Annotated in this window: 16 protein-coding genes; 7 read left to right on the top strand and 9 right to left on the bottom strand. The window is 46.2% G+C overall.

All coding sequences use genetic code 11. From position 1 onward, the window contains the following. Window positions 1-24: 24 nt before the first annotated feature. A complete protein-coding gene (locus tag DYU05_RS10495; RefSeq protein ID WP_117382882.1) occupies window positions 25-456 on the bottom strand; it encodes a nuclear transport factor 2 family protein in 432 nt (143 codons plus the stop codon). Window positions 457-596: 140 nt separating this feature from the next. On the opposite strand from DYU05_RS10495, the gene DYU05_RS10490 reads away from it, so the two are divergent. From DYU05_RS10490 to DYU05_RS10475, 4 genes are all read left to right on the top strand, one after another. Continuing rightward, complete coding sequence (locus DYU05_RS10490) at window positions 597-1,112, top strand: YdeI/OmpD-associated family protein (protein ID WP_117382881.1); 516 nt, start codon at window positions 597-599, stop codon at window positions 1,110-1,112. 83 nt (window positions 1,113-1,195) lie between these two features. Next, a complete protein-coding gene (locus DYU05_RS10485) occupies window positions 1,196-3,973 on the top strand; it encodes a DNA gyrase/topoisomerase IV subunit A (RefSeq protein ID WP_117382880.1) in 2,778 nt (925 codons plus the stop codon). Window positions 3,974-3,986: 13 nt separating this feature from the next. Continuing rightward, complete coding sequence (locus tag DYU05_RS10480; protein ID WP_117382879.1) at window positions 3,987-5,825, top strand: glycoside hydrolase family 35 protein; 1,839 nt, start codon at window positions 3,987-3,989, stop codon at window positions 5,823-5,825. 51 nt (window positions 5,826-5,876) lie between these two features. Further along, entirely contained in the window at window positions 5,877-6,629 is a 753-nt protein-coding gene (locus DYU05_RS10475; RefSeq protein ID WP_117382878.1) for a hypothetical protein, read from the top strand. A 57-nt stretch (window positions 6,630-6,686) separates the two neighbouring features. Here DYU05_RS10475 and DYU05_RS10470 read toward each other — a convergent pair whose 3' ends face one another. The 7 genes from DYU05_RS10470 to DYU05_RS10440 all read right to left on the bottom strand — a co-directional run bounded on the left by DYU05_RS10470 (window position 6,687) and on the right by DYU05_RS10440 (window position 13,841). Next, window positions 6,687-7,025, bottom strand: coding sequence for a hypothetical protein (locus tag DYU05_RS10470; protein ID WP_117382877.1), 339 nt, complete (start codon window positions 7,023-7,025; stop codon window positions 6,687-6,689). A gap of 79 nt (window positions 7,026-7,104) precedes the next feature. Then, a complete protein-coding gene (locus tag DYU05_RS10465; protein WP_117382876.1) occupies window positions 7,105-7,971 on the bottom strand; it encodes an aldose 1-epimerase family protein in 867 nt (288 codons plus the stop codon). A 31-nt stretch (window positions 7,972-8,002) separates the two neighbouring features. Continuing rightward, complete coding sequence (locus DYU05_RS10460) at window positions 8,003-10,444, bottom strand: bifunctional YncE family protein/alkaline phosphatase family protein (RefSeq protein ID WP_117382875.1); 2,442 nt, start codon at window positions 10,442-10,444, stop codon at window positions 8,003-8,005. A gap of 76 nt (window positions 10,445-10,520) precedes the next feature. Further along, window positions 10,521-11,324, bottom strand: a complete 804-nt coding sequence (locus tag DYU05_RS10455; protein WP_117382874.1) for a 5'-nucleotidase, lipoprotein e(P4) family — start codon at window positions 11,322-11,324, stop codon at window positions 10,521-10,523. Window positions 11,325-11,354: 30 nt separating this feature from the next. After that, the gene (msrA, locus tag DYU05_RS10450) at window positions 11,355-11,900 is read right to left on the bottom strand and encodes a peptide-methionine (S)-S-oxide reductase MsrA (protein ID WP_117382873.1); all 546 of its coding nucleotides are present in this window, start codon (window positions 11,898-11,900) and stop codon (window positions 11,355-11,357) included. Window positions 11,901-11,988: 88 nt separating this feature from the next. After that, window positions 11,989-12,768, bottom strand: coding sequence for a LytR/AlgR family response regulator transcription factor (locus DYU05_RS10445; protein WP_117382872.1), 780 nt, complete (start codon window positions 12,766-12,768; stop codon window positions 11,989-11,991). After that, entirely contained in the window at window positions 12,765-13,841 is a 1,077-nt protein-coding gene (locus DYU05_RS10440; protein WP_117382871.1) for a sensor histidine kinase, read from the bottom strand. Before DYU05_RS10440 ends, DYU05_RS10445 begins: the two co-directional genes overlap by 4 nt. A gap of 254 nt (window positions 13,842-14,095) precedes the next feature. Here DYU05_RS10440 and DYU05_RS10435 point away from each other — a divergent pair, with 254 nt between their 5' ends. From DYU05_RS10435 to galB, 3 genes are all read left to right on the top strand, one after another. Beyond that, window positions 14,096-16,948 (top strand): outer membrane beta-barrel protein, encoded by a 2,853-nt coding sequence (locus DYU05_RS10435; protein ID WP_165852045.1) that lies wholly within the window; start codon window positions 14,096-14,098, stop codon window positions 16,946-16,948. Window positions 16,949-17,083: 135 nt separating this feature from the next. Next, window positions 17,084-17,482 (top strand): DoxX family membrane protein, encoded by a 399-nt coding sequence (locus DYU05_RS10430; protein WP_117382869.1) that lies wholly within the window; start codon window positions 17,084-17,086, stop codon window positions 17,480-17,482. A gap of 30 nt (window positions 17,483-17,512) precedes the next feature. Then, window positions 17,513-19,957, top strand: a complete 2,445-nt coding sequence (galB, locus tag DYU05_RS10425; protein ID WP_117382868.1) for a beta-galactosidase GalB — start codon at window positions 17,513-17,515, stop codon at window positions 19,955-19,957. A 272-nt stretch (window positions 19,958-20,229) separates the two neighbouring features. Here the strand turns inward: galB and DYU05_RS10420 are convergent, their stop codons facing one another. After that, a complete protein-coding gene (locus tag DYU05_RS10420) occupies window positions 20,230-21,303 on the bottom strand; it encodes an Ldh family oxidoreductase (protein ID WP_117382867.1) in 1,074 nt (357 codons plus the stop codon). Between the last annotated feature and the right edge of the window lie 30 nt (window positions 21,304-21,333).

The following is a 21,333-nucleotide window of genomic DNA, read 5'->3' as shown; positions in this document are numbered from 1 at the left end:
AAACACTAAACTAAACTGCTAAACTTATTTATTAAAAACGCTGTGAACGTTGGTGATCTTCCAGCCTGATGGAGTGTTGGCAATAGTTACATAGTTGCTGCGGGTGAAGTTCTCAAACTTCATATCTACTTTTACCACAGCTACGTCGGCGTTGCGTTCAACAACTTCGGTGTTGGTGGTGCAGGCTAATTCTACATTCCTGCCTTGTTTCAGGAAGTCAATCATCTGTTTCTTATCAAAACTAAGCATGGTCTTGCCACGCAGCATACTGAACTTTACCGATTGATCGAGCACATCGTTAAGGCCTTGTACTTTGCCGCGGGTAATTGCATCAACATAAGTATTGATGGCGTGTATGGCGGTTAAATTTTCGTTTGTCGAAACCGGTTTTGCATTTACTAAGGTGGTAGTTAACAGTAAAGCTAAGCCTAAAAAGATGGTGGTTAATTTTTTCATGATATTAGAAGTTTATGGTTATTAATTGTTTTTGTATAGCTATAAGATGTATGCCCAAGGCAAAGTGTTACACCCTGAAATGTTAAAAAGCCGCATTTAACAAACATTTAACATTTGGGTGCTAAAACCTATATTTGGCTATGGTCGAGTTTGATACTATCATATACCAGTTTGGCGAATTTGGCGACAAAACCGGCTGGACCTATATCGAAATAGCTGCAGACCTGGCCGAACAGATAAAGCCGGGTACCCGCCGGGCTTTCCGGGTGAAAGGTTTACTGGATAATTTTGAGATAGCGGGTAAATCGCTGCTGCCTTTTGGTGAGGGTAGTTTTATACTGCCATTTAACCAGGAGATGCGCAAAGGTACCCGCAAAAAGTGTGGCGCCATGCTACATGTTAAACTGGAGGAGGATAAAGACTTTAAGGTGGAAACACCGCCTGAGCTGGAGGAGTGCTTTGATTTCGAGCCCGATGCGGCTGAATACTTTTATAGCTTAACCAAATCTCATCAGGGCTATTTTATAAAATGGATAAATGATGCTAAAACACCCGAGACCAGGGTCAAACGTATCGAGCATACTGTAAAAGCTACCCTGCGTAAAATGGATTATGGCATGATGCTGAGGGAAATGAAGAAGGAACGGCAAGGTTAACATGTTCATAAAATCTGCACATCTCTACGGTCCCATATTTACGCTTTATCTTATCTTTACCCATCCAAATTTTTTGCCGACGAATGAGTGACGATTTGCACACTGAGCATACACCCGATAGTAACGAAGACAATACCCTTCACAACATTACCACCCTCGACGGGCTTTACGAAAACTGGTTTCTTGATTACGCATCTTATGTGATCCTGGACCGTGCTGTACCGCACATTAATGATGGTCTTAAGCCTGTACAGCGCCGTATACTGCACTCTCTTAAAGAGATGGACGATGGGCGCTTTAATAAAGCCGCCAACGTTATTGGTAATACCATGAAGTACCACCCGCATGGTGACGCATCTATAGGTGATGCCATGGTGCAAATAGGCCAAAAGAACTTACTAATAGATTGCCAGGGTAACTGGGGCGACCCGGTAACAGGCGACTCTGCCGCTGCACCACGTTACATAGAGGCTCGCCTGTCAAAATTCGCACTGGATGTTGTTTTCAATCCGGATACTACTGACTGGCAGGCAAGTTACGACGGGCGTAACCGCGAGCCGATAACCCTTCCTGTTAAGTTCCCCCTGTTGTTAGCGCAGGGTGCTGAGGGTATTGCTGTTGGTTTGGCTACCAAGATATTGCCGCACAACTTTATAGAGTTACTGGATGCTTCTATAGCGTGGCTGCAGGGTGTTCGGCCCAACCTGGTACCTGACTTCCCAACCGGGGGTATGGCAGATACATCTGCCTATAACGAAGGCCAGCGCGGCGGAAGGGTACGCGTACGCGCCAAAATACTGGAGCGCGACAAGAAGACGTTGGTTATAACCGAAATACCTTTTACTACCACAACGGGTAGCCTGATAGATAGCGTAATCAGCGCAAATGATAAGGGAAAGATCAAGATCAAGAAGATTGAAGATAATACCGCCAGGGATGTAGAAGTGGTTATCCATCTTGCGCCCGGTATATCTCCTGACGTTACTATCGACGCGTTGTACGCCTTTACCGATTGCGAGGTATCTATATCGCCAAATACCTGCGTGATACAGGACGACAAGCCGCGCTTTATGAGCGTGAACGACATGCTTGCCGAAAGCACCAACAAAACACGCGACCTGCTAAAACAGGAACTGGACATCAGGCTAAAGGAGTTAATGGAGAAGATATTCTTCAGCTCCCTGCTTAAAATATTCATTCAGGAGGGCATGTACAAGCACCCGGACTATGAAGGTTCCTCTACTTTTGAGCTCGTAGTAGAAGTGCTTAACCGTTTGTTCGAGCCCTTCTTTCCGTTGTTTTACCGCGAGATACTCCCTGAAGATTACAAGAGGCTTATTGATAAACCGATGAGCAGCATTACCCGTTTCGACTTTAAGAAAACGGATGAGCAGATCAAGAACCTGGAGGCAGAAATAAAACAGGTTAAGCATCACCTAAAATATCTTACCGAATATACCATTGCCTGGTTTGAAAAGCTCAAGGAAAAGTATGGTAAAGATCGAGGCCGTAAAACTGAGTTGCGCACCTTTGATAAGGTAGAAGCTACCCAGGTAGCATTGGCCAACATCAAACTATACATGAACCGTGAGGATGGTTTTATCGGCAGCGGACTTAAAAAGGATGAGTTTGTTTGTGACTGTTCTGACATCGACGAGATCATCGTGTTCCGTGCCGACGGCAAGTTCATGGTGACCAAGGTGCAGGATAAGGTGTTTGTAGGTAAAGAAATACTACATGCCGCCGTATTCAAAAAGAACGACGAACGCACCGTATATAATATGATTTATAAGGACGGGCAAAGCGGCGTAAGCTATATTAAGCGTTTCTCCGTCACGGGCATCACACGCGACAAGGAATATGACCTTACCAAGGGTACGAAAGGGTCAAAAGTGCTTTACTTTACTGCTAACCCTAACGGCGAGGCAGAAATAGTGAACGTACAGCTCAAGCCACACGCCAAACTTAAAAAGCTGCAGTTTGATGAGGATTTTGCTACCATAGCCATTAAAGGCCGTGGATCTATGGGTAATATGGTAACTAAGTACCCGGTTAAAAAGATATTGTTAAAAAGCAAAGGTGTATCTACCCTTGCAGGTCGTAAGATATGGTATGATGAGATACTTAAACGCCTTAACGCAGACGGTAGGGGTAAATACCTGGGTGAATTTGACGGCGACGACCGCATCCTTACCTTATTGAGCAACGGCTTATACGAACTTACCAACTTCGATCTTAATAATCACTTTGATGATAAGATGATACTGATAGAAAAGTATGATCCTGCAAAGGTTTACGCAGTGGTGCATTACGAAGGCAAGGGTAAGAACTATATGGTAAAACGCTTCGTATTTGAAAATACGGTAGTAGGAAAGCAAACCAGCATTATAAGTGATGAAGCCGGCTCTAAACTTATCCTGCTGTCGGGTGCAGCACAGCCGGTAGTAAAGGTGGAGCAACTAAAAGGTAAAGCACTTACACCTGAAACAGTTGAGCTGAACCTGACCGACCTTATAGATGTGAAGGGCATGAAAGCCATGGGCAACCGTTTATCTGTTCACCCGGTAAAAAGTGTTGAACTAATAGCAGAGCATGACGACGAGGATGATGTACCAGACCCGGCTCCTGACTCTGTTGAAGATACCGAAATAGTAATTACACCGGAGGAAAAGCAGGTAGCAGACCCGGAGCCGCCCGCACAACAAACACCGGCAGCTTCCGTTAAATCAAACGAACTGGAAGAAACTGCTGCAAATCCAACGGAGCAAACAAAACCTGTTCAGCCCAAGAAGATTGATTTTGAGATAACCAACCCTGACGATCTGGACATTGATGACAAAGGCCAGTTAGGTTTGTTTTAATTGTGAGAGTGATATGCTGAAGAAATTACTACTGTTTTGCGCGGCGTTGTTTAGTATTGAAATTGCCTTCGGTCAAAATGTTAACCACACGTTTGCACTTGGCGACAGTACCTTTTTGTTAGACGGTAAGCCGCTGCAGATGATATCCGGCGAAATGCATTACACCCGCATTCCGCGTGAGTACTGGCGCGAACGTATGAAGATGGCAAAAGCAATGGGCCTGAATACCATTGGCACTTACGTTTTCTGGAACGCGCATGAAAATACGCAGGGTAAATACGACTTTACAGGCAACAACGATGTTGCCGAGTTTGTGCGGATAGCTAAAGAAGAAGGCCTTTGGGTAGTGATGCGGCCCAGCCCTTATGTATGTGCCGAGTGGGAGTTTGGGGGTTACCCGTGGTGGTTGCTAAAGGATAAAACCTTAAAGGTGCGCAGCAAAGATCCCCGGTTTATAACAGCATATAGCAATTACATGATGGAGGTGGGTAAACAACTTGCTCCATTGCAAGTAAACCATGGCGGCAACATCCTGATGGTGCAGATAGAGAACGAATACGGCTCTTACAGTAACGATAAAGAATACCTGGCACAGAACGAAAAGATTTTTCGTGATGCAGGCTTTGATGGATTGCTGTTCACTTGCGATGGAGCATCGCAGATGCCTGCGGGTTACCTGCCCGGTTTTTTACCAGCCGTAAATGGCGAGGATGATCCCAAAAAGGTGAAAGAACTCATTAACAAGTACCATAATGGCAAAGGTCCGTACTACATTGCAGAATGGTACCCGGGCTGGTTTGACAGTTGGGGAAAGCCACACAGCGGCAGCAATGCGGAGAAGGATGCAAAGAAACTGGACGAGGTACTATCCGCCGGCATATCTATCAATATGTATATGTTTCATGGTGGTACCACGCGCGATTTCATGAACGGCGCTAATATGAACAGCCGTGAGCCTTACTACCCGCAAACATCAAGTTACGACTATGATGCACCGCTGGACGAAGCGGGTAATCCAACAGATAAGTTCATGAAGTTTAGGCAGGTTATTGCCAAACATTTGCCGCCGGGAGAAACACTGCCGGAAATTCCAGAGAAGAAGAAGCGCACGTTCGCGCTGGAAGTAATAAAGTTTACGGGCAAGGCAAACCTGTTTAGCAACCTGCCAAAACCTATAGAGGCCGAGCACCCAATGAGCTTTGAGGATATTGATCAGGGTTACGGCTTTGTACTGTACCGCACTACTCTGGCGAATGCCGTAAGCGGCCTGCTCAAAATAAAAGAGATGCGTGATTACGCCACCGTCTACCTTAACGGTAAACGCATTAGCGTGCTGGACAGGCGCCTCAAACAAGATTCACTGCAACTGAATAGCCCCACGGCCAATAGCGTGCTGGACATTCTGGTAGAGAACAACGGGCGCATTAACTACGGCCCTTTCCTGATAGACAACCGCCAAGGCATTACGGATAAGGTTACACTCAATGGGCAGGAACTGCTCGGCTGGAAAATGTACCAGTTCCCTTTTACCACCTTGGCAGGGACGCGCTATTTACCCCTACAGGCGGCTGACGCCACAGAAATGCCTGCATTGTACCGCGGTACGTTTTCATTAAGAGGTATTGGCGACACCTATTTGGATATGCACGGTTTTGGCAAAGGCTTTGTATTTGTCAATGGGCACAATTTGGGTAAGTATTGGGAAATAGGCCCGCAGCAAACCTTGTATGTGCCGGCAGTATGGCTCAAAAAGGGCATTAACGAAGTGGTGGTGTTTGACGAACTGAAAAGCGGCCACACCGAACTTTCCACCTTTGACCATCCGGTATTAGATGAAATGATCAAGCAATAAAATGCTGCTATTTGCCGTATTTTTTTATTTTTGAGTAATTATCACATCGCAATGTTTCCCGGGCACGATTATCTTTACTATATACCTATAGGCTTGCAGGCTTTTTGCGTTTTCCATTCACTAAAGAATGGTACGCAGCAGAAGTGGATATGGATCATCGTTTTTCTCCCGGTAATTGGCAGCCTTGTTTATATTTACCAGGAGATACTTAATAACCGCCGTATCTCTGCGCCTAAAATAGATGTTGGAGCTGTACTTAATCCAGGCGGTAAATTAAAAAAGCTGGAAGACCAGGTCAGGTTTACAGATACCTTCGCCAATCGTATGCAGTTGGCAGATGCCTATCTAAATTCGGGCTTCACCGACAAAGCCATAGAAATTTACAAGACGAGTTTAACGGGCGCCTTTGCCGAAAATGAACATGCGTTAATGCAGCTTATGGTTGCTTATAGCAAGCAGGAAAGTTACGCAGAAGTGTTGCCTTTAGCTAAAAAGGTATATAAGTTACCACAGTTTATTCGCTCGCGTGCACACATCGCTTACGCCGAAGCTTTAGAGCATACCGGTAACATAACGCAGGCAGAAGAGGAATATAAAGCTATGAAAGGCAGGTATTCTTATTTTGAGCAGCGGTACCAATATGGTCTGTTCTTAGTACGGCAGGAACGGTACGAAGATGCCGAAAAAATTTTTGAGGCTATGCTTGAAGAACAACCGCATTTAAGCCAGATGGAGCGCAAGAGCAGCAGATTGTGGTTCGCGAAAGCTAAAGAGGAACTAAAACGGGTGCAATCCGCTACATGATCAAATAAAAAATGCCCCGCTTTTGGCGGGGCATTTTTTTTAAAGGTTAGCCTGTAATTACAAAATCAGGATCAATACCAAAATGATGATAATGATAGCGCCTACTGAGAGGTATACGCCACCGCCACCCATTGCCTGAGCTTCGTGTTTCAAGCTTTTCAGCTCAGCTTTCAATTCTTTTTTATCTTGTTTGGTCAAAGCAGATTTATCCATTGCCTTGATCTCGTTAACACGCATTTTAATTTCTTCTACACGTGCCTGACGTTGCTCAGTCGTCATTTTTGCAGCAGCTTCTTTAAATGCTTTTTTGTCGTCATTGAAAGTTGAAGCATTTACATTAAAAGATGCTACCATTAGCATCACAGTCATCGCGATTAGATAAATTTTCTTTTTCATAGTTTTAAATGTTGAGTGTTTAATCTGATAATCACAAAAACGGGCAGAATGTTTTAGTGGAATTAAATAAATGTAAACTCTAGATACTTATAAAGTACGAAGCTTCGAAAACATGCCCTACTGCAACTTTCTGAATAGCTTCTTTTTGGCTGATATCTTTCGCCTCGCCAACTGAGTCGGCACACCCCAGCCAAGGCTCAATACAAAGGAAATCTGCTCCGGGTTTTGCCCATAAACCCACATAATTAAAGTGAGGGAATTCTACTGAAAGGGTTCGGTCGTGTTTCTCGCTTTTTATGGTCAGCAGGCGCGATTGCATGTCTTTAAATACCAACGCATCTGCCTGGAACATATCACGTGTAAGCGGCAACTTTTTGTTGGTTATCTCTACAGGACGGGTCTCTCCATTGAACAAACCTTCGGCAGATAGCAGGTGCGTGCTAAGTGTCTCCTGCGTTTCAAACTCTACATAGTAGTCCTCATAGCTTTCACCCGGCCCAAACGGAACGTTAAACGCGGGGTGGCCGCCAACAGAAAAGTAAATTGTTTTTTTATCCCGATTGATCAGCTTGTAAGTTACCCTTAGTGAATTCTCGATCAGCGTATAAAGCACCTGGAAGTCAAACTTGTAGGGGTAAACCTGCAGCGTTTTCTCGCAATTGGGCAGTGAAAAGGCCGCTGAGACACCGTCGCTTTCCAATAATATAAAGTCCGACTGGCGTGCAAAGCCGTGGCGTTTCATGCTGTACTTTTCACCATCCACCAGCAACTCATCATTTATCAGTTGCCCTACAATCGGGAACAGGTTTGGCGCATGGTAGGCCCAAACATTTGCGTCTGCCTGCCACATGTGCTCTACACCTGTTTCCTTGTTTTTTAGCGAGCTTAGTTGCGCGCCTTTTGTGTCAATAGCTACTGATAAAAATTCATTTTCGATAACCGTCATGATCAGAGATGTTTAAGTGAAGGATAACAGCTTAGTCGTCGTCCTGTTTCTTTTTCTTCTCTAAAATAACAAAAGCACTGCGTTTTGGAGCAGGCATTACCGAATTCTCACCTTTAATCGATTTCCATACAACCTCGTTCAACTCCAGGTCTGGTGCTGCGTCTTCTTCTGCCAGGTTAAACGACTCTGATTTGCGGCTGCTTTCATTGTCCGCTACGTTGCGCTGATCGATATCTACCTGCGCGTCTTTAGCTTTGTATGGTGTAAGATCTGGTTTAGCGGTAAAGCACTCGTATAGCGGCATGGCGGCTGCATCATATTGGCTCATAGGTGGCAAGCCGAGTATCAGCTCAATTGTACGAAGCACACCGGATGTAGAATACATGTTATGGATAACAGCGTTGCGTTTTACATAAGGGCTCACCACAAATACAGGGGAGCGGTGCGCATCTATGTGGTCTGGTCCGTTTTGGGCATCATCCTCAAGCACAAAAACAACTGATTCTTTCCATATAGCGCTTTCAGACAAGTGCTCAATAAAACGACCTACAGCAAGGTCGTTGTCAGCAACTGCTGCAGTAGGCGAGTAAGCGCCTTTGCGCTGGCCGCTGGTGTGGTCGTTACCCAGGCGTACGGTATTGAAGCGCGGAACTGCGTTAGCACGTAGCAGCGAATCAAAATCATGCTCCCATATTTCTTCACGCTTGATATCTTTGATGGTAAGGTCAAAATCAGGCGATTGCAGGCAGAAATGCCCCTCCAGCGATTTAAGGTTTGCCTTTGGCTTTTCGCCACCTTCGGCAAATTCACCATAGGTGCGGTAGCTTACGCCGGCGCGTTTGCAGTAATCCCAAATAAAACCATCACGTGGATAAGCGGCTTTGCGGGTACCCTCAAAATCGTAAGTACCGCCGCGGCCGCCATAGCTGGTAGGCCAAGTTTTCTCTACAAAGTCAGTGGCGTAAGCTGCCATGCTCCAGTTGTGGCCATCGGCGCTCACTTCGGCATCTACATAAAAGTTATCCATTAGTGCAAACTGGCTGGCTATTGCATGCAGGTTTGGGGTAGTGCGTTTACCAAAAATGCAAAGGGAAGTATCGCCGTTACCTTCCGGCATGTCGCCAAGCACCTGGTCATACGTGCGGTTTTCTTTGATGATGTAGAAAACGTACTTAATAGGCGATTTGTCACCCACTTTACGCGGAATAGGGTTACCAGCTTCGCCTGGTGCAACGGCCGCCTTCTTATCTGTGAATGCAGCGTTGGCATAAACTTGCTTTGTATAAGCCTTTAACTTGATATCGTTAGGGGCATCTATAAACGATAAGGTGCCCTTAAACAGGCCGCCAATGTATTGCTCTCTGCTATTGATGGCACCCCGCTGATAACCGCTGTTATCTACCTTTAGCAATGGTTGCGGGCCTTTCGGGTTAGCCATTGAGGTGAAGCCTTTACCATTACTTACCAGTATTTTGCTGCCCAGCATCTTTACGTTGGTTGGGTACCAGCCCGTTGGAATAAAGCCACGACTTTGGCTGCTGCCGGGTTTAGATACATCAAATACGGCAAGGCAGTTGTTATCGGCATTGGCAATGTATAACATCTTTTCGTTTGCTGACAGTGCAAAGCCATTAGTGGTAGAGCCGGTGAGCTTTGTTGGATAAAGAGCCGTTGAAACCGTTTCCAGCACCTTTTGTGAAGCAGTGTTTACGATGCTTACCGAATTATCATTCGCGTTAGCAACAAAAAGTAACGTGCCTTTTTTGTTTAACAGCAACTCGTTGGGGTGGCTGCCCGTGCTAAGGGTAGTTAGCTTTTTTGTGGCAATGTTGTAAAATGCTATTTTATCACCGCCCCAAAGTGAAATATAGAGGGTCTTCTCATCCGGCGAAAGGATACAGCTGTAAGCCTCGGCTCCTATTTTTACTTTATCAACAATGCTTTTTGCAGCAGGGTCAATAACATATAAACAACTGTCTTCTTTTGTAACGGTGTATAATTGTGTATTTGCCTTGTTTACCGCAATACCTGTTGGGCATATTTTATTTTTGGGCCAGGCTGCGCCTAGTTTGATGGTATCCGGGGTGCCAAGCTTATTATCAGCCAGCCGAAATTTTAGGATAGTATTGTCGTTACCGCCAGAGGCGTAAAGGTTCTTTTCATCGCGGCTGAAGGCAATGCCATACCACGATTTACCCAGCACCTTGCTGTCGTATTCTTTTTGTCCTTTCGGATCTATCAGCTGCAGCGATTGCGTGCTTTGGCCATTGTTGGTAACTGCCAGGTATTTGCCGGATGATGACAGCTGCAGGTTAAGCGGCAGGTCGCCAAGTGGAAGGGATGTACCTGCCGGGCTCAGTTTCCAGCCGTTTGGCAGCAGCACCTGGCCGGTCTTTTCTATCTTTCCGGGAGTTTGGGCTGTGGCGTTTACAATGGCCAAAGCACCAAGGCAAATTAGTAAGGTTCTTTTCATCGGGAGCGTGTATATCTCCCAAAATTAAGTATAGAATTCAATAAAGAGCCCGGCTTAACAGAAACTTAATACAGGCTTATTGCTTGTCGACCTTCAGTTTACTTCTCATTACTGAATCTTTCTGAATACCGCTTGCGCCGTTCTTATTGTTAAACAGGGCGTTCTCCCAATCGCCATAGGCAGGGTTAGGTATAATAATATACCTGCTGCCAAACTCCTTCCTTAACCTGTTGGTTACATCCTGCCGGCTTTGTTCGGCGGGTTTGTTGTCATATAGCAAATCAAAATCGGGCAGGTTATCACCGCAAAGGAGAACGATATTGTAGGTGGACAGCACCGTTTGACGGCGGCTTTCTTTACTGGAGGAGTTTTGTCTCAACAGCAGGTGAGCATCGTCGGCGTTTGGAAAACCGTAAGCCTGCAGGTTCTTTAGTGTGGATGCACGTTCATTTTCGCTACGGTTGGTAATATAGAACACGGTAATACCTTTAGACGCCGCATACTTAAAGAAGGATGGCGCACCGGGTACTGTATCTGCAACGGCTTTGTCGGTCCATGCCTTCCAAGTATCCTGCGAGTACTCCTGGTTGTTAGCTGCACGCATAGCATCATAAGGGCTGTTATCCAGCACGGTTTCGTCTACGTCTGTAACAATCGCTAGTGGTTTAGCGCCATCGTTTCGCACCGCTTCATTTACGCGCTGGCGTGCTATGTTGTATGCCTGAAAGCAAAGCGCCCGGTACTCGGCCGAGCGCTGCTGCCATAAGGATGACCATACCTTACCGGCATTGGCCATAGAAATGTTCTCTGTCTTTTTTGGGGCAGAACAGGCGCTTATTAAAATAATGCCTGCTAATAGGGGAGCTGCTATTCTTCTCATATCTGCTTTTATAACGACAAATATGGAGATTTATAGCAGTTCAGGCTTTATTTTTTCTGTAAATTCTTTGGCAAACTTGGTAAGCTTCGGCTGGATAACAAAAGAGCAGTAAGGCTTCAACGGGTTGTCGTTATAATAATTCTGATGATAGTCTTCGGCTATATAGAACTCGCTGGCAGATGCTACCTCAGTTACGATAGGCTTGTCAAATACTTTCTCGTCGGTAAGCCTTTTTATCATAGCTTCTGCCTCGTTTTTCTGCTCGTTGTTGTAATAGAAAATAGCCGAACGGTATTGAGTGCCCACATCATTTCCCTGGCGGTTGAGCGTGGTTGGGTTATGTGTTTTAAAAAAAACCAGCAGCAATTCGTCAAAAGAGATAACGTCTGCATCATACTCCAGGTCTATTACTTCTGCATGGCCCGATTCGCCTGTGCAAACCTCCATGTAGGTTGGATTAGCGGTTTTACCACCCATATAGCCCGACGATACTTTTGTAACTCCTTTAAGAGATTGAAATATTGCCTCGGTGCACCAAAAGCACCCGTTCCCAAATGTGATTCTTTGAATGTTCATACTACAAGATAACGATTTTTGGTGGTATTTGGTTGTATGTACGTCGGTCCAGCTAGTATTATGTCACTGCGATTACCAAATACCTAACTTATACCCACCTGCTTAAAAACTGAGCAAAAGCATCTTTATATAAATCGCCAACGGTGATGTTGATTTTGCCGATATGCAGCGAATTTCGGGTTATTGAGTTGATTTTGTCTAACGAAACAATGTACGACCGGTGCACGCGCATAAAGCGCTTTGCGGGTAATTTTTCTTCAAGCGCCTTAAGGCTACTGAGCGTTAATATTGGCTTTTCGGTATTTTGCAGGTAAACCTTCACGTAATCTTTAAGGCTCTCGAGGTAAAGGATATCACTTAGGGCAATACGCACCAATTGGTACTCTACCTTGATGAACAGGTAATCGTCCTCAACCTGTTCTGTTACCGGTGCCAATGCCGCAACCGTCTCTATCGCTGATGGTGTTACAGGAGTGCTTTCATTAGCTTTTTGCAGCAGTTCGGCATACCCGAGCGCCTTGTTTGCCGCATGCAGGAACTCTTCATAATTAAATGGCTTTAGCAGGTAGTCCAACGCGTCAACCCGGTAACCTTCCAGTGCGAACTGGTTATAAGCGGTAGTGAAGATGATGCGGGGTTTATTAGGCCCCCTACTGTCCAGCACACGGGCGAGCTCGATGCCGTTAAGATTGGGCATTTGTATGTCCAGGAATATAAGGTCCACTTTGTGCTGCTGTAATGCGCCCAAAGCCTCTATGGCGCTACCGTAGCGCCCCAGCAGGTTAAGAAACGGTGTTTGTTCTATAAAGGCGCAAACCAGCCCCAGGGCAAGTGGCTCATCGTCAACAGCTATGCAGTTTAGTGTCATGCCAGCAAAAGGGTTAAGGTTACGGTGTAAGTATTGGCGTCTTTATCTTCATTCACGTCCAGCGTGTATTTGCCTGGATATAAAAGCTCCAGTCGCCTGATGGTATTGTTCAACCCAATTCCCTTGTTCTCTTCCAGATCGGCGCCGCGTTTTTTAAAGATACTGTTTTTAACAACTAAAATTACCTGACTGGCTTCTTGTGAGATGTGTACAGTTATTGTACTCGGCAAGGTGTCGCTTACGCCATGCTTAAAGGCGTTCTCTACAAATGGAAGGAACAGCATTGGCGCTATAGGTTGCTCGCTTACCTGTACCGGGGCTTGATAATTTACTGTCACTTTATCAGTAAGGCGTAGCTGCATAAGACTGATGTAGTCCTTTACAAAAGCCACCTCCTGACTCAGCAGGGCGGTACTATTCTGTGTATCGTAAAGCACGTAGCGCATCATACGCGATAGCTGGTGTATGGCAGTTCGTGAAGTTTCCACGTTCACCAGGGTAAGCGCATAAATGTTATTGAGCGTATTGAAGAAGAAGTGCGGATTTATCTGCGCTTTAAGAAACGACAGCTCCGAGCTAATCTTTTCCGCCTCCATCTCTTTCTGCCGCTCGTCGTTCTTTTTCCAGTCTTGGGTGGTACGCACACTGGTGCTGATGCCCAGTACAAGTGAGGTAAGCGTAATGGTAAATGTATCAAAGTAGCCTCTTCCTCCACCACGCCCGCCCCTCGGCGGCCCGTTCCTGTGGAACGCCTCTTCTAAAAGGTGTCTGATCTGCAATGCCCTGTCTAAAAATCCTGCCAGGAAAACAACAGCTACAATAATGGCAATGATGAGTAAAAAGTAAATACCGGTGCGTTTTTTCAGCAAGAACTGTGGTACCAGCACATGGGCGTTAATGTAGTATGCGGTTATCAGCAGTAAAAACACAAAGATCTGCTTTATCCAGAACTGATAGGGCACAGAGATGTCTCTAAGGAAAGGTTGATAAAACAGCAAAATGTTACCCAGTACTACCCAGATGAGTATTTGGATGAACACATTTATAACATTGCGTTTGGAGCGTTGAAGCATTTGATATTAATTATCTTCTGAATTTACAATTATACTTACGATAGTGGTATACACTCGTTAAAAATCTGCGGATTACGGGTTATTACCGACAGAGAGACCATCCTGGCCGACGAACAGGTAATTGCCCGGCATGTTGTTCCAAACACCTTTTCACCGACTAAAAACGCCTGCCTGTCTGCATGCATTACCTGCCTGTCTATTCTGTTTTTTTATCATGTTTGCATAGGGTTGTTTTGCACATCATTCAAATAGATATGAAGCTTACACAACTACTTTTTATAGCCGCCATGCTCACCACATTAAGCACTTTCGCCCAAACCGGGCGGGATGTTAGAGGTGTAGTAAAAGACTCTACCGGCGTTACCTTGCCGGGCACCACTGTTAAAATAATCACCGCGACAGATAGCAGCGCCACCATTACCGATGTAAACGGCGCTTTCGTTTTCCATAGCGTAATGGCCAATCAGTTCAGCATGGTATTTCAATCAGTAGGTTACCAGGGATTGAAGCGCCGTTACGTACTGGATAACGCTAAAACACCGTTCACACTTCCGGCAGTAATCCTGAAGTCGGATGTGCGAATGCTGAATACCGTTACCATCACGGACGTTAACCCGGTAAAATTAAAGGAAGATACCGTAGAGTTTAACGCAGCAGCATACCCGGTACGTGCCGGTGCGCCGGTTGAGGATGTAATTAAAAAGTTGCCAGGCATGGATGTAGATAAAGATGGCAACGTTACCGCGCAAGGTAAAACTGTAAGCAAAGTACGCGTGAATGGTAAAGACTTTTTTGGGGGTGATGTGAAAACTGCTACACAAAACCTACCGGCAGACGCGGTGCAGAACATACAGGTAATTGATGATTACGGCGATCAGGCCAATATCACCGGTGTGAAAACCGGGGAGCCCGAAAAAGTGCTGAACATTACCATTAAGGCGAGCCGCAATCATGGCTATTTTGGCCAGGCTACCGTGGGTGATGGCCGCGACATGATCCCGGGCATCCCGAATAGTAAAGAGGGGAACCGCTATGTAGCATCCGGCAATGTATTCAGCTTTAGCGATGATCGCCAACTGGCGGCGTTAGCTAATTTTAACAACACCAATACTAATCTGTTCAGTTTTGGCGGTGGTGGCGGCCCTGGCGGAGGTGGTCAGCGCGGTGGTGGTGGCCCTCCGGGTGGTGCCGGTAACAACAGTACCGGTATTACCACAACACGCAGTGCGGGGTTCAACTACCGCGATTCGTGGGGTAAAAAGATTACCGCTTATGGCAGCTACAGCTTCGCCGATAATACAGTGAATACCACCAGTACTACCATACAGCAGAACATCTCACTAAACAACCCTACAACCAGTAACCAGAACAGCGTGCAGCAGACCGAAAATCTGAACCATCGCTTTAACTTTAACATAGAATGGAAGCCGGACACCATCAACTACATTAAATTTACGCCGTCGGTATCTTATGCTGGCATCACCACTAACCAAACCGCGTCGAACACGCTGTTTAATGCTTCACAAAGCATATCCGGGTACGACTTTACCACATACCTGCATTCTACCTCGCCTAACTACGGCGGCAACCTGCTTTACAACCACAGGTTTGCTAAAAAGGGCCGCAACTTTAGTGTGAACATCGGTGCCGGGTCTTACCATATCGACCAGTTTCAAAATCCCGTTTACAGTAACGTAACAGGTGCCGTTAACGCGCCGCTTTACCAGTTCATTAATACTGCCAGCCGTACAGATAGTGTGGGTGCAAACTTCTCTTACCTCGAGCCAATCGCTAAAAAATCTTATATCGAACTTACATATGGCTATAAACATCAGTACACTACAGCAGATAAGAATACAGATACGTTAAACACCAGCGGCGATCGCGACAATTACGCCTTGCTTACCAACAGTTACAATTATACATTCACAACTAATCGTATCGGCCTAAACTATCGTTTTATCGATAAGAAGTACAATTATACTTTGGGCGTAGTGGCACAGCCAACGGTTCTGGAAGGCATGTCGGCCAATGCGGGCGCTAATCGTATCACCTCGTTTAACTTTGCGCCAAATGCGCGGTTTATTTACAACTTCAGCAGGAACAAATCCATAAGCCTTAACTATACCGGCACCAGCCAGCAGCCAACTTATACCCAGCTACAGCCGGTGATAGATTTCTCCAGCGCGTCGTACCCGGTACAAGGCAATCCTGATCTTAAGCCCGAGTTCAACAACGTGTTATCACTCCGCTATAATAATTTTGATTTCCAGAGCGGTAACGTCTTCTTCAGCAACCTGTCGTTTACGCAAAGTAACGACAGGATTGTGGCCACTACCATCACCTATCCGCGGGTTTATGCGCCTGACAGTAAGCTAGCCGGTACAATATTGACAACCTACCAAAATGCAGACAGCTATTATGCTGCCAACGGCTTTTATGTGTTTGCCAAACCATGGGAGAAACGCAAGTACACGTTGTTCTTCATAGGCAATGCCAGTTACGCCAATAACGTATCATACATAGGCAGTGTGGACGAGAACTCTTACGCGCTTACTACCGAAAAGAACCTGGCAAAAAACCTGGTATTGTCACAAGGTACAAGGTTCAGGGTGAGCATTACTGATGTGATAGATGCAGAAGCCGGTGCTACTTATGCAATTAACCGTACAAACAACTCGGTGTCGCAAGCCAATATCAATAATAAATTCAGCAGCCTTAATTTACAGCTAACCGGCAAGAACTATTTCTTTAAGGACTGGACATTTAGCTATGATTTTAGCAAGCAACTTTACTATGGCTACACCGGCGCAACCAATCCCAACATTTTAAATACCTATGTAGAGCGCAGATTTTTAAAGGGAAATGTTGGTACGCTTAGGTTTGCGGTGAACGATGTATTTAACGAGAACACCGGTTATACCACTACATCAAGCGGGAGTTACATTACGCAAACCAATTCCAATAAGCTTGGCCGCTATTTTATGCTGACGTTTACCTTGCGGCTGCAGAAGTTTGCAGGTTCGAGGCCTTCAGGTCCGGGTGGCATGGGTGGTCCGGGCCCTGGCGGTCCCGGCCCCGGCGGCCCTCCGCCAGGCGGTATGTAGTGCTTTACTTTGCAAGATTTATCTTGGTTATATATTTGATTTGGGCACCGGCAACGGTGCCTTTTTTTAATTTAAGATTGTAGTAATTAATATTCTTATTAGCTATATTTGATTACCACACAAACCTTTACAATCATGAAAACAGCGGTGTCCCTCGCACGCATCCTTTTAGGCCTAACCTTTTTGGTTTTTGGCCTCGATTACTTTTTTCATTTTCTGCACCTTATAGTAACCTTCCCCGGGCTGGAAAGGAGGGCAGATAATTACCTTGCAGCCCTTAACAGAGCCGAATACTTTTTTCCGTGCCTGAAAATTATTGAGATACTTTGCGGGTTGGGCCTGTTAATAAACCGGTATACGGCAATTTTTTTGATTATGCTGTTCCCCATCACATTTAATATATTTCTTTTTGATGCTTTTCTTGGTCCGCAGCTGCTGTTGATGGGAGCGGTGCTCATCCTGCTTAATATATTTTTAATGCTGGCCTATCGCAGAAATTACCGCGGCTTATTTGCTTTTAAACCAGCGCTGTAATTGTATATTTGACAGGTAAACCTGTTTGTAATGAAATCTTTCTTAACTACCCGCATAGCAGGGGTGCTAACCCTTGCGCTAAGTTTGATAATGGTACAGTCATTCGCACAATCTGCAAGAACCATTGCTGATTTTGATAAAGGCTGGAAATTCCATTTAGGAGATGTAAAAAATGCCGATAAAGCATCAGCAAACGATAAAAACTGGCGCAACCTTAGCCTGCCGCACGACTGGAGCATTGAAGGCACGTTTAGTAAAGATAACCCCGCCAGCCCCGAGGGCGGCGCGCTGCCTGGCGGTATAGGCTGGTACCGCAAAACGTTTACAGTGCCACTTTCCTCGCAAAGTAAAAAAGTTTATATAGACTTTGATGGTGTTTACCACCATAGCGATGTATGGATAAACGGCCACCATCTTGGCTTTCGGCCAAACGGTTATATCTCTTTCAGGTATGATCTTACGCCTTACCTTAACTTTGGTGGGGTGAATGTAGTGGCTGTGAAGGTGGATAACTCGCAGCAGCCTAACTCGCGCTGGTACTCTGGCAGCGGCATTTACCGCAACGTTTGGCTGGTAACTACCAGCGCCTCTGCGGCAATTGACCACTGGGGAACCTACATGACCACGCCCGAAGTAACCGATGCGGCTGCCTCGGTAAAAATAGCTGTATCTGTAAAACACAACCTTGCAAAGTTTAAACCCTACACGGTAAGCACTAGTATTTATGATGCTGCTAATAAGCTGGTCTCTTCTGGCGGCACAGTGCCATCCAACAAACAAATTATCGACTCGGTAACTACATTTAATTCTACGCTCACGGTTAAAAACCCGCACTTGTGGTCAGTAACATCGCCATATCTGTATAAGGTAGTAAATAGAGTATGGATTAACAACGTGGTAGTTGACGAGTATACCCAAAAACTTGGTATCCGTTACTTTAATTTTGATGCAGATAAAGGCTTTTCGTTAAATGGCAAGCCAATGAAGATACTGGGCGTGTGCGATCACCATGATCTTGGTTCGCTGGGTTCTGCTATTAACACCCGTGCGCTGGAACGCCAGTTAGAGATACTAAAAGGGATGGGTGTTAACGGTATCCGCACATCGCACAATCCGCCTGCACCCGAACTGCTGGACCTTTGCGACCGCATGGGCTTTATTGTGATGGATGAAGCGTTTGATATGTGGAAAGCTAAAAAAAGCAAATACGACTATCACCTGTATTGGGACGAATGGCACAAACGCGACCTGGAAGACCAGGTAAAGCGGGACCGTAATCACCCTTCGGTTTTTATTTGGAGCATTGGTAACGAAATTGTGGAGCAGTACAGCAAAACAGATACTGCCGGCCGTACCATAACGCGCGAACTGGCGGGTATTGTGCGCAGCCTGGATACCACCCGGCCCATCACCACCGCGAATAACGACCCAACTACAACCAACCAACTGATATCATCGGGTGCGCTTGACCTTATTGGTTACAATTACCATAACCAGGATTACGCTGGTTTCCATGAACGCTTTCCGGGTAAAAAATTCATTGCGACGGAAACCACGTCGGCACTGGAAACCCGCGGATACTACGATATGCCGTCGGACAGTGTACGCCGCTGGCCGATAGCCTGGGATAAGCCATTTACCACGGGTAATCCTGATAACACCGTTTCTGCTTATGACAACGTATCAGCGCCATGGGGATCTACTCACGAGGAAACCTGGAAGGTGATGAAGAAATACCCTATGCTATCGGGCATGTTCATCTGGACCGGTTTTGATTACCTGGGCGAACCGACGCCTTACAGCTGGCCATCGCGCAGTTCTTATTTTGGGGTAATAGACCTTGCGGGCTTCCCTAAAGACGTTTACTACCTATATAAAAGCGAGTGGACTGACAAGCCTGTACTGCACATCTTCCCGCACTGGAACTGGACACAGGGCAAAACGGTAGACGTATGGGCTTATTACAATAATGCCGATGAAGTGGAATTATACCTCAACGGAAAATCAATAGGGGTAAAGAAGAAGACCGGTGATGACCTGCATGTAATGTGGCGCCTGAAGTTTGAGCCTGGTACGCTAAAAGCCATATCGCGCAGGAACGGGAAGGTGGTACTTACTAAGGAGATACATACTGCAGGTGCGCCTGCTAAAATAGAACTGACAGCCGACCGCAAGGCTATAAAAGCTGATGGAAGGGACCTGTCATTTGTTACCGTGCGTATCCTGGATAAAGCAGGTAACCTGGTACCTAATGCGGACAATCTGGTTAAGTTTAAAATAGCTGGACCGGGCTCAATGGCATCTGTAGATAACGGCGACCCGGTAAGCCACGACCCGTTTAAAGCAGACTGGCGCAAGGCATTTCATGGGCTGGCACTTGCCATTATACAAGGTAAAGAAACTGCCGGAACAATTACCCTAACTGCAACCGCGGATGGCTTAGCGCCAGCGACTGTAGTAATAAAGAGCAAATAGTACTCTGTCAGTCTGAGCTTGTCGAAGACCTGTACGCTTTGCTGATGTTTTAACAGGCTCACCATGCCAAGTTTACCAGAGTAGTGAAATTTCTGTGCCCGCAGGGTCGTCCGAGAGATCCTGCGGCGACATAAAGAGGCTGATATAAGGCGTAATCCACCACGTCATTGCGAGGTACGAAGCAATCTCCAAACTTCTAATGACTTGCTTCTATGTACTTAGTTGTGTATCATGAGATTGCTTCGTACCTCGCAATGACGGTTTAAGAGGCATTATAACCCCGCTATTCCAAACTTCGCTGCTAATTCATTAAGATCCTTTACAACGGCATCAACCAGCGGTATACCATTAATCCTGCGGTCAGCTTCTGCTTCCAGTTCCGGCTCACCCGGAATGATCACTTTTTGTGATTCGTCAATTGTGCTTGCACATTTAAACCGTTCTATCCAGGTATCCATATCCTTTTTGAACCCTTCTACCGGACGAAAGCCATCTACCCTCATAGCGCCCAGAAAGTGGCCGATACCCTGGCCAGGCGGATTAACGGGCGGCTCAAGGAAAGCTACGAATGGTGGCACCCACGGCCCAAACCCAGCGCCAGAAAGTACACCGGACAATATATCAACGGTTGCGCTTAGGCCAAAGCCTTTGTGGCTGCCATGCTCGCGGTCGCTGCCAAGGGGGAGGAGCGAGCCACCTGATTTAAGTGCATGCGGATCAGTTGTGTATTTGCCGTCAGCATCCTGTACCCAACCTTCGGGAACAGGCTTGCCGCTGCGCTGAGCAATTTCCAGTTTGCCGTTAGCGGCTGCAGAGGTTGCCATATCAACAATTACCGGCGGGTATTTGCCGGCAGGGAAGGCGTAACACATAGGGTTGGTGCCTAGCAAACGTTCGTTAGAGAAGGTTGGCGCTACCAGTGGGCTGGCGTTGGTCATGGCAAAGCCGATCATGTCCTGTTCAACGGCCATCATGGCATGGTAACCAGCTATGCCGAAATGATTTGAGTTACGTACCGACACCCACCCTGATCCATATTGAGCGGCCTTGTCTATCGCCACCTGCATGGCAAACGGCGCCACCACGAGGCCCAGACCTGCATCGCCGTCTATTGTTGCGGTGGTAGCAGTCTCATGAACGATCTTTATATCAGGCGAAGCATTGATGCGTTTCTTTTCCCAAAGTCTAACGTAGCCGCTAAGCCGGGCAACGCCATGAGAGTCTATCCCTCGCAGGTCCGATTTCAGGAGAACATCAGCCGCAAGAGTAGCATGTTCATGACTGCAGCCCATGGCCAAGAAAATATTTTGAGTGAAGTCGCGCAGCTGAGATTCGTTAACCGTCATGCCCGCAAATATAGCAGTTAACAGTGGATG

Origin of the sequence: Mucilaginibacter terrenus, from assembly GCF_003432065.1 — a bacterium.
Lineage (GTDB): Bacteria > Bacteroidota > Bacteroidia > Sphingobacteriales > Sphingobacteriaceae > Mucilaginibacter > Mucilaginibacter terrenus.
This window is presented reverse-complemented; position numbering and strand designations above follow the sequence as displayed.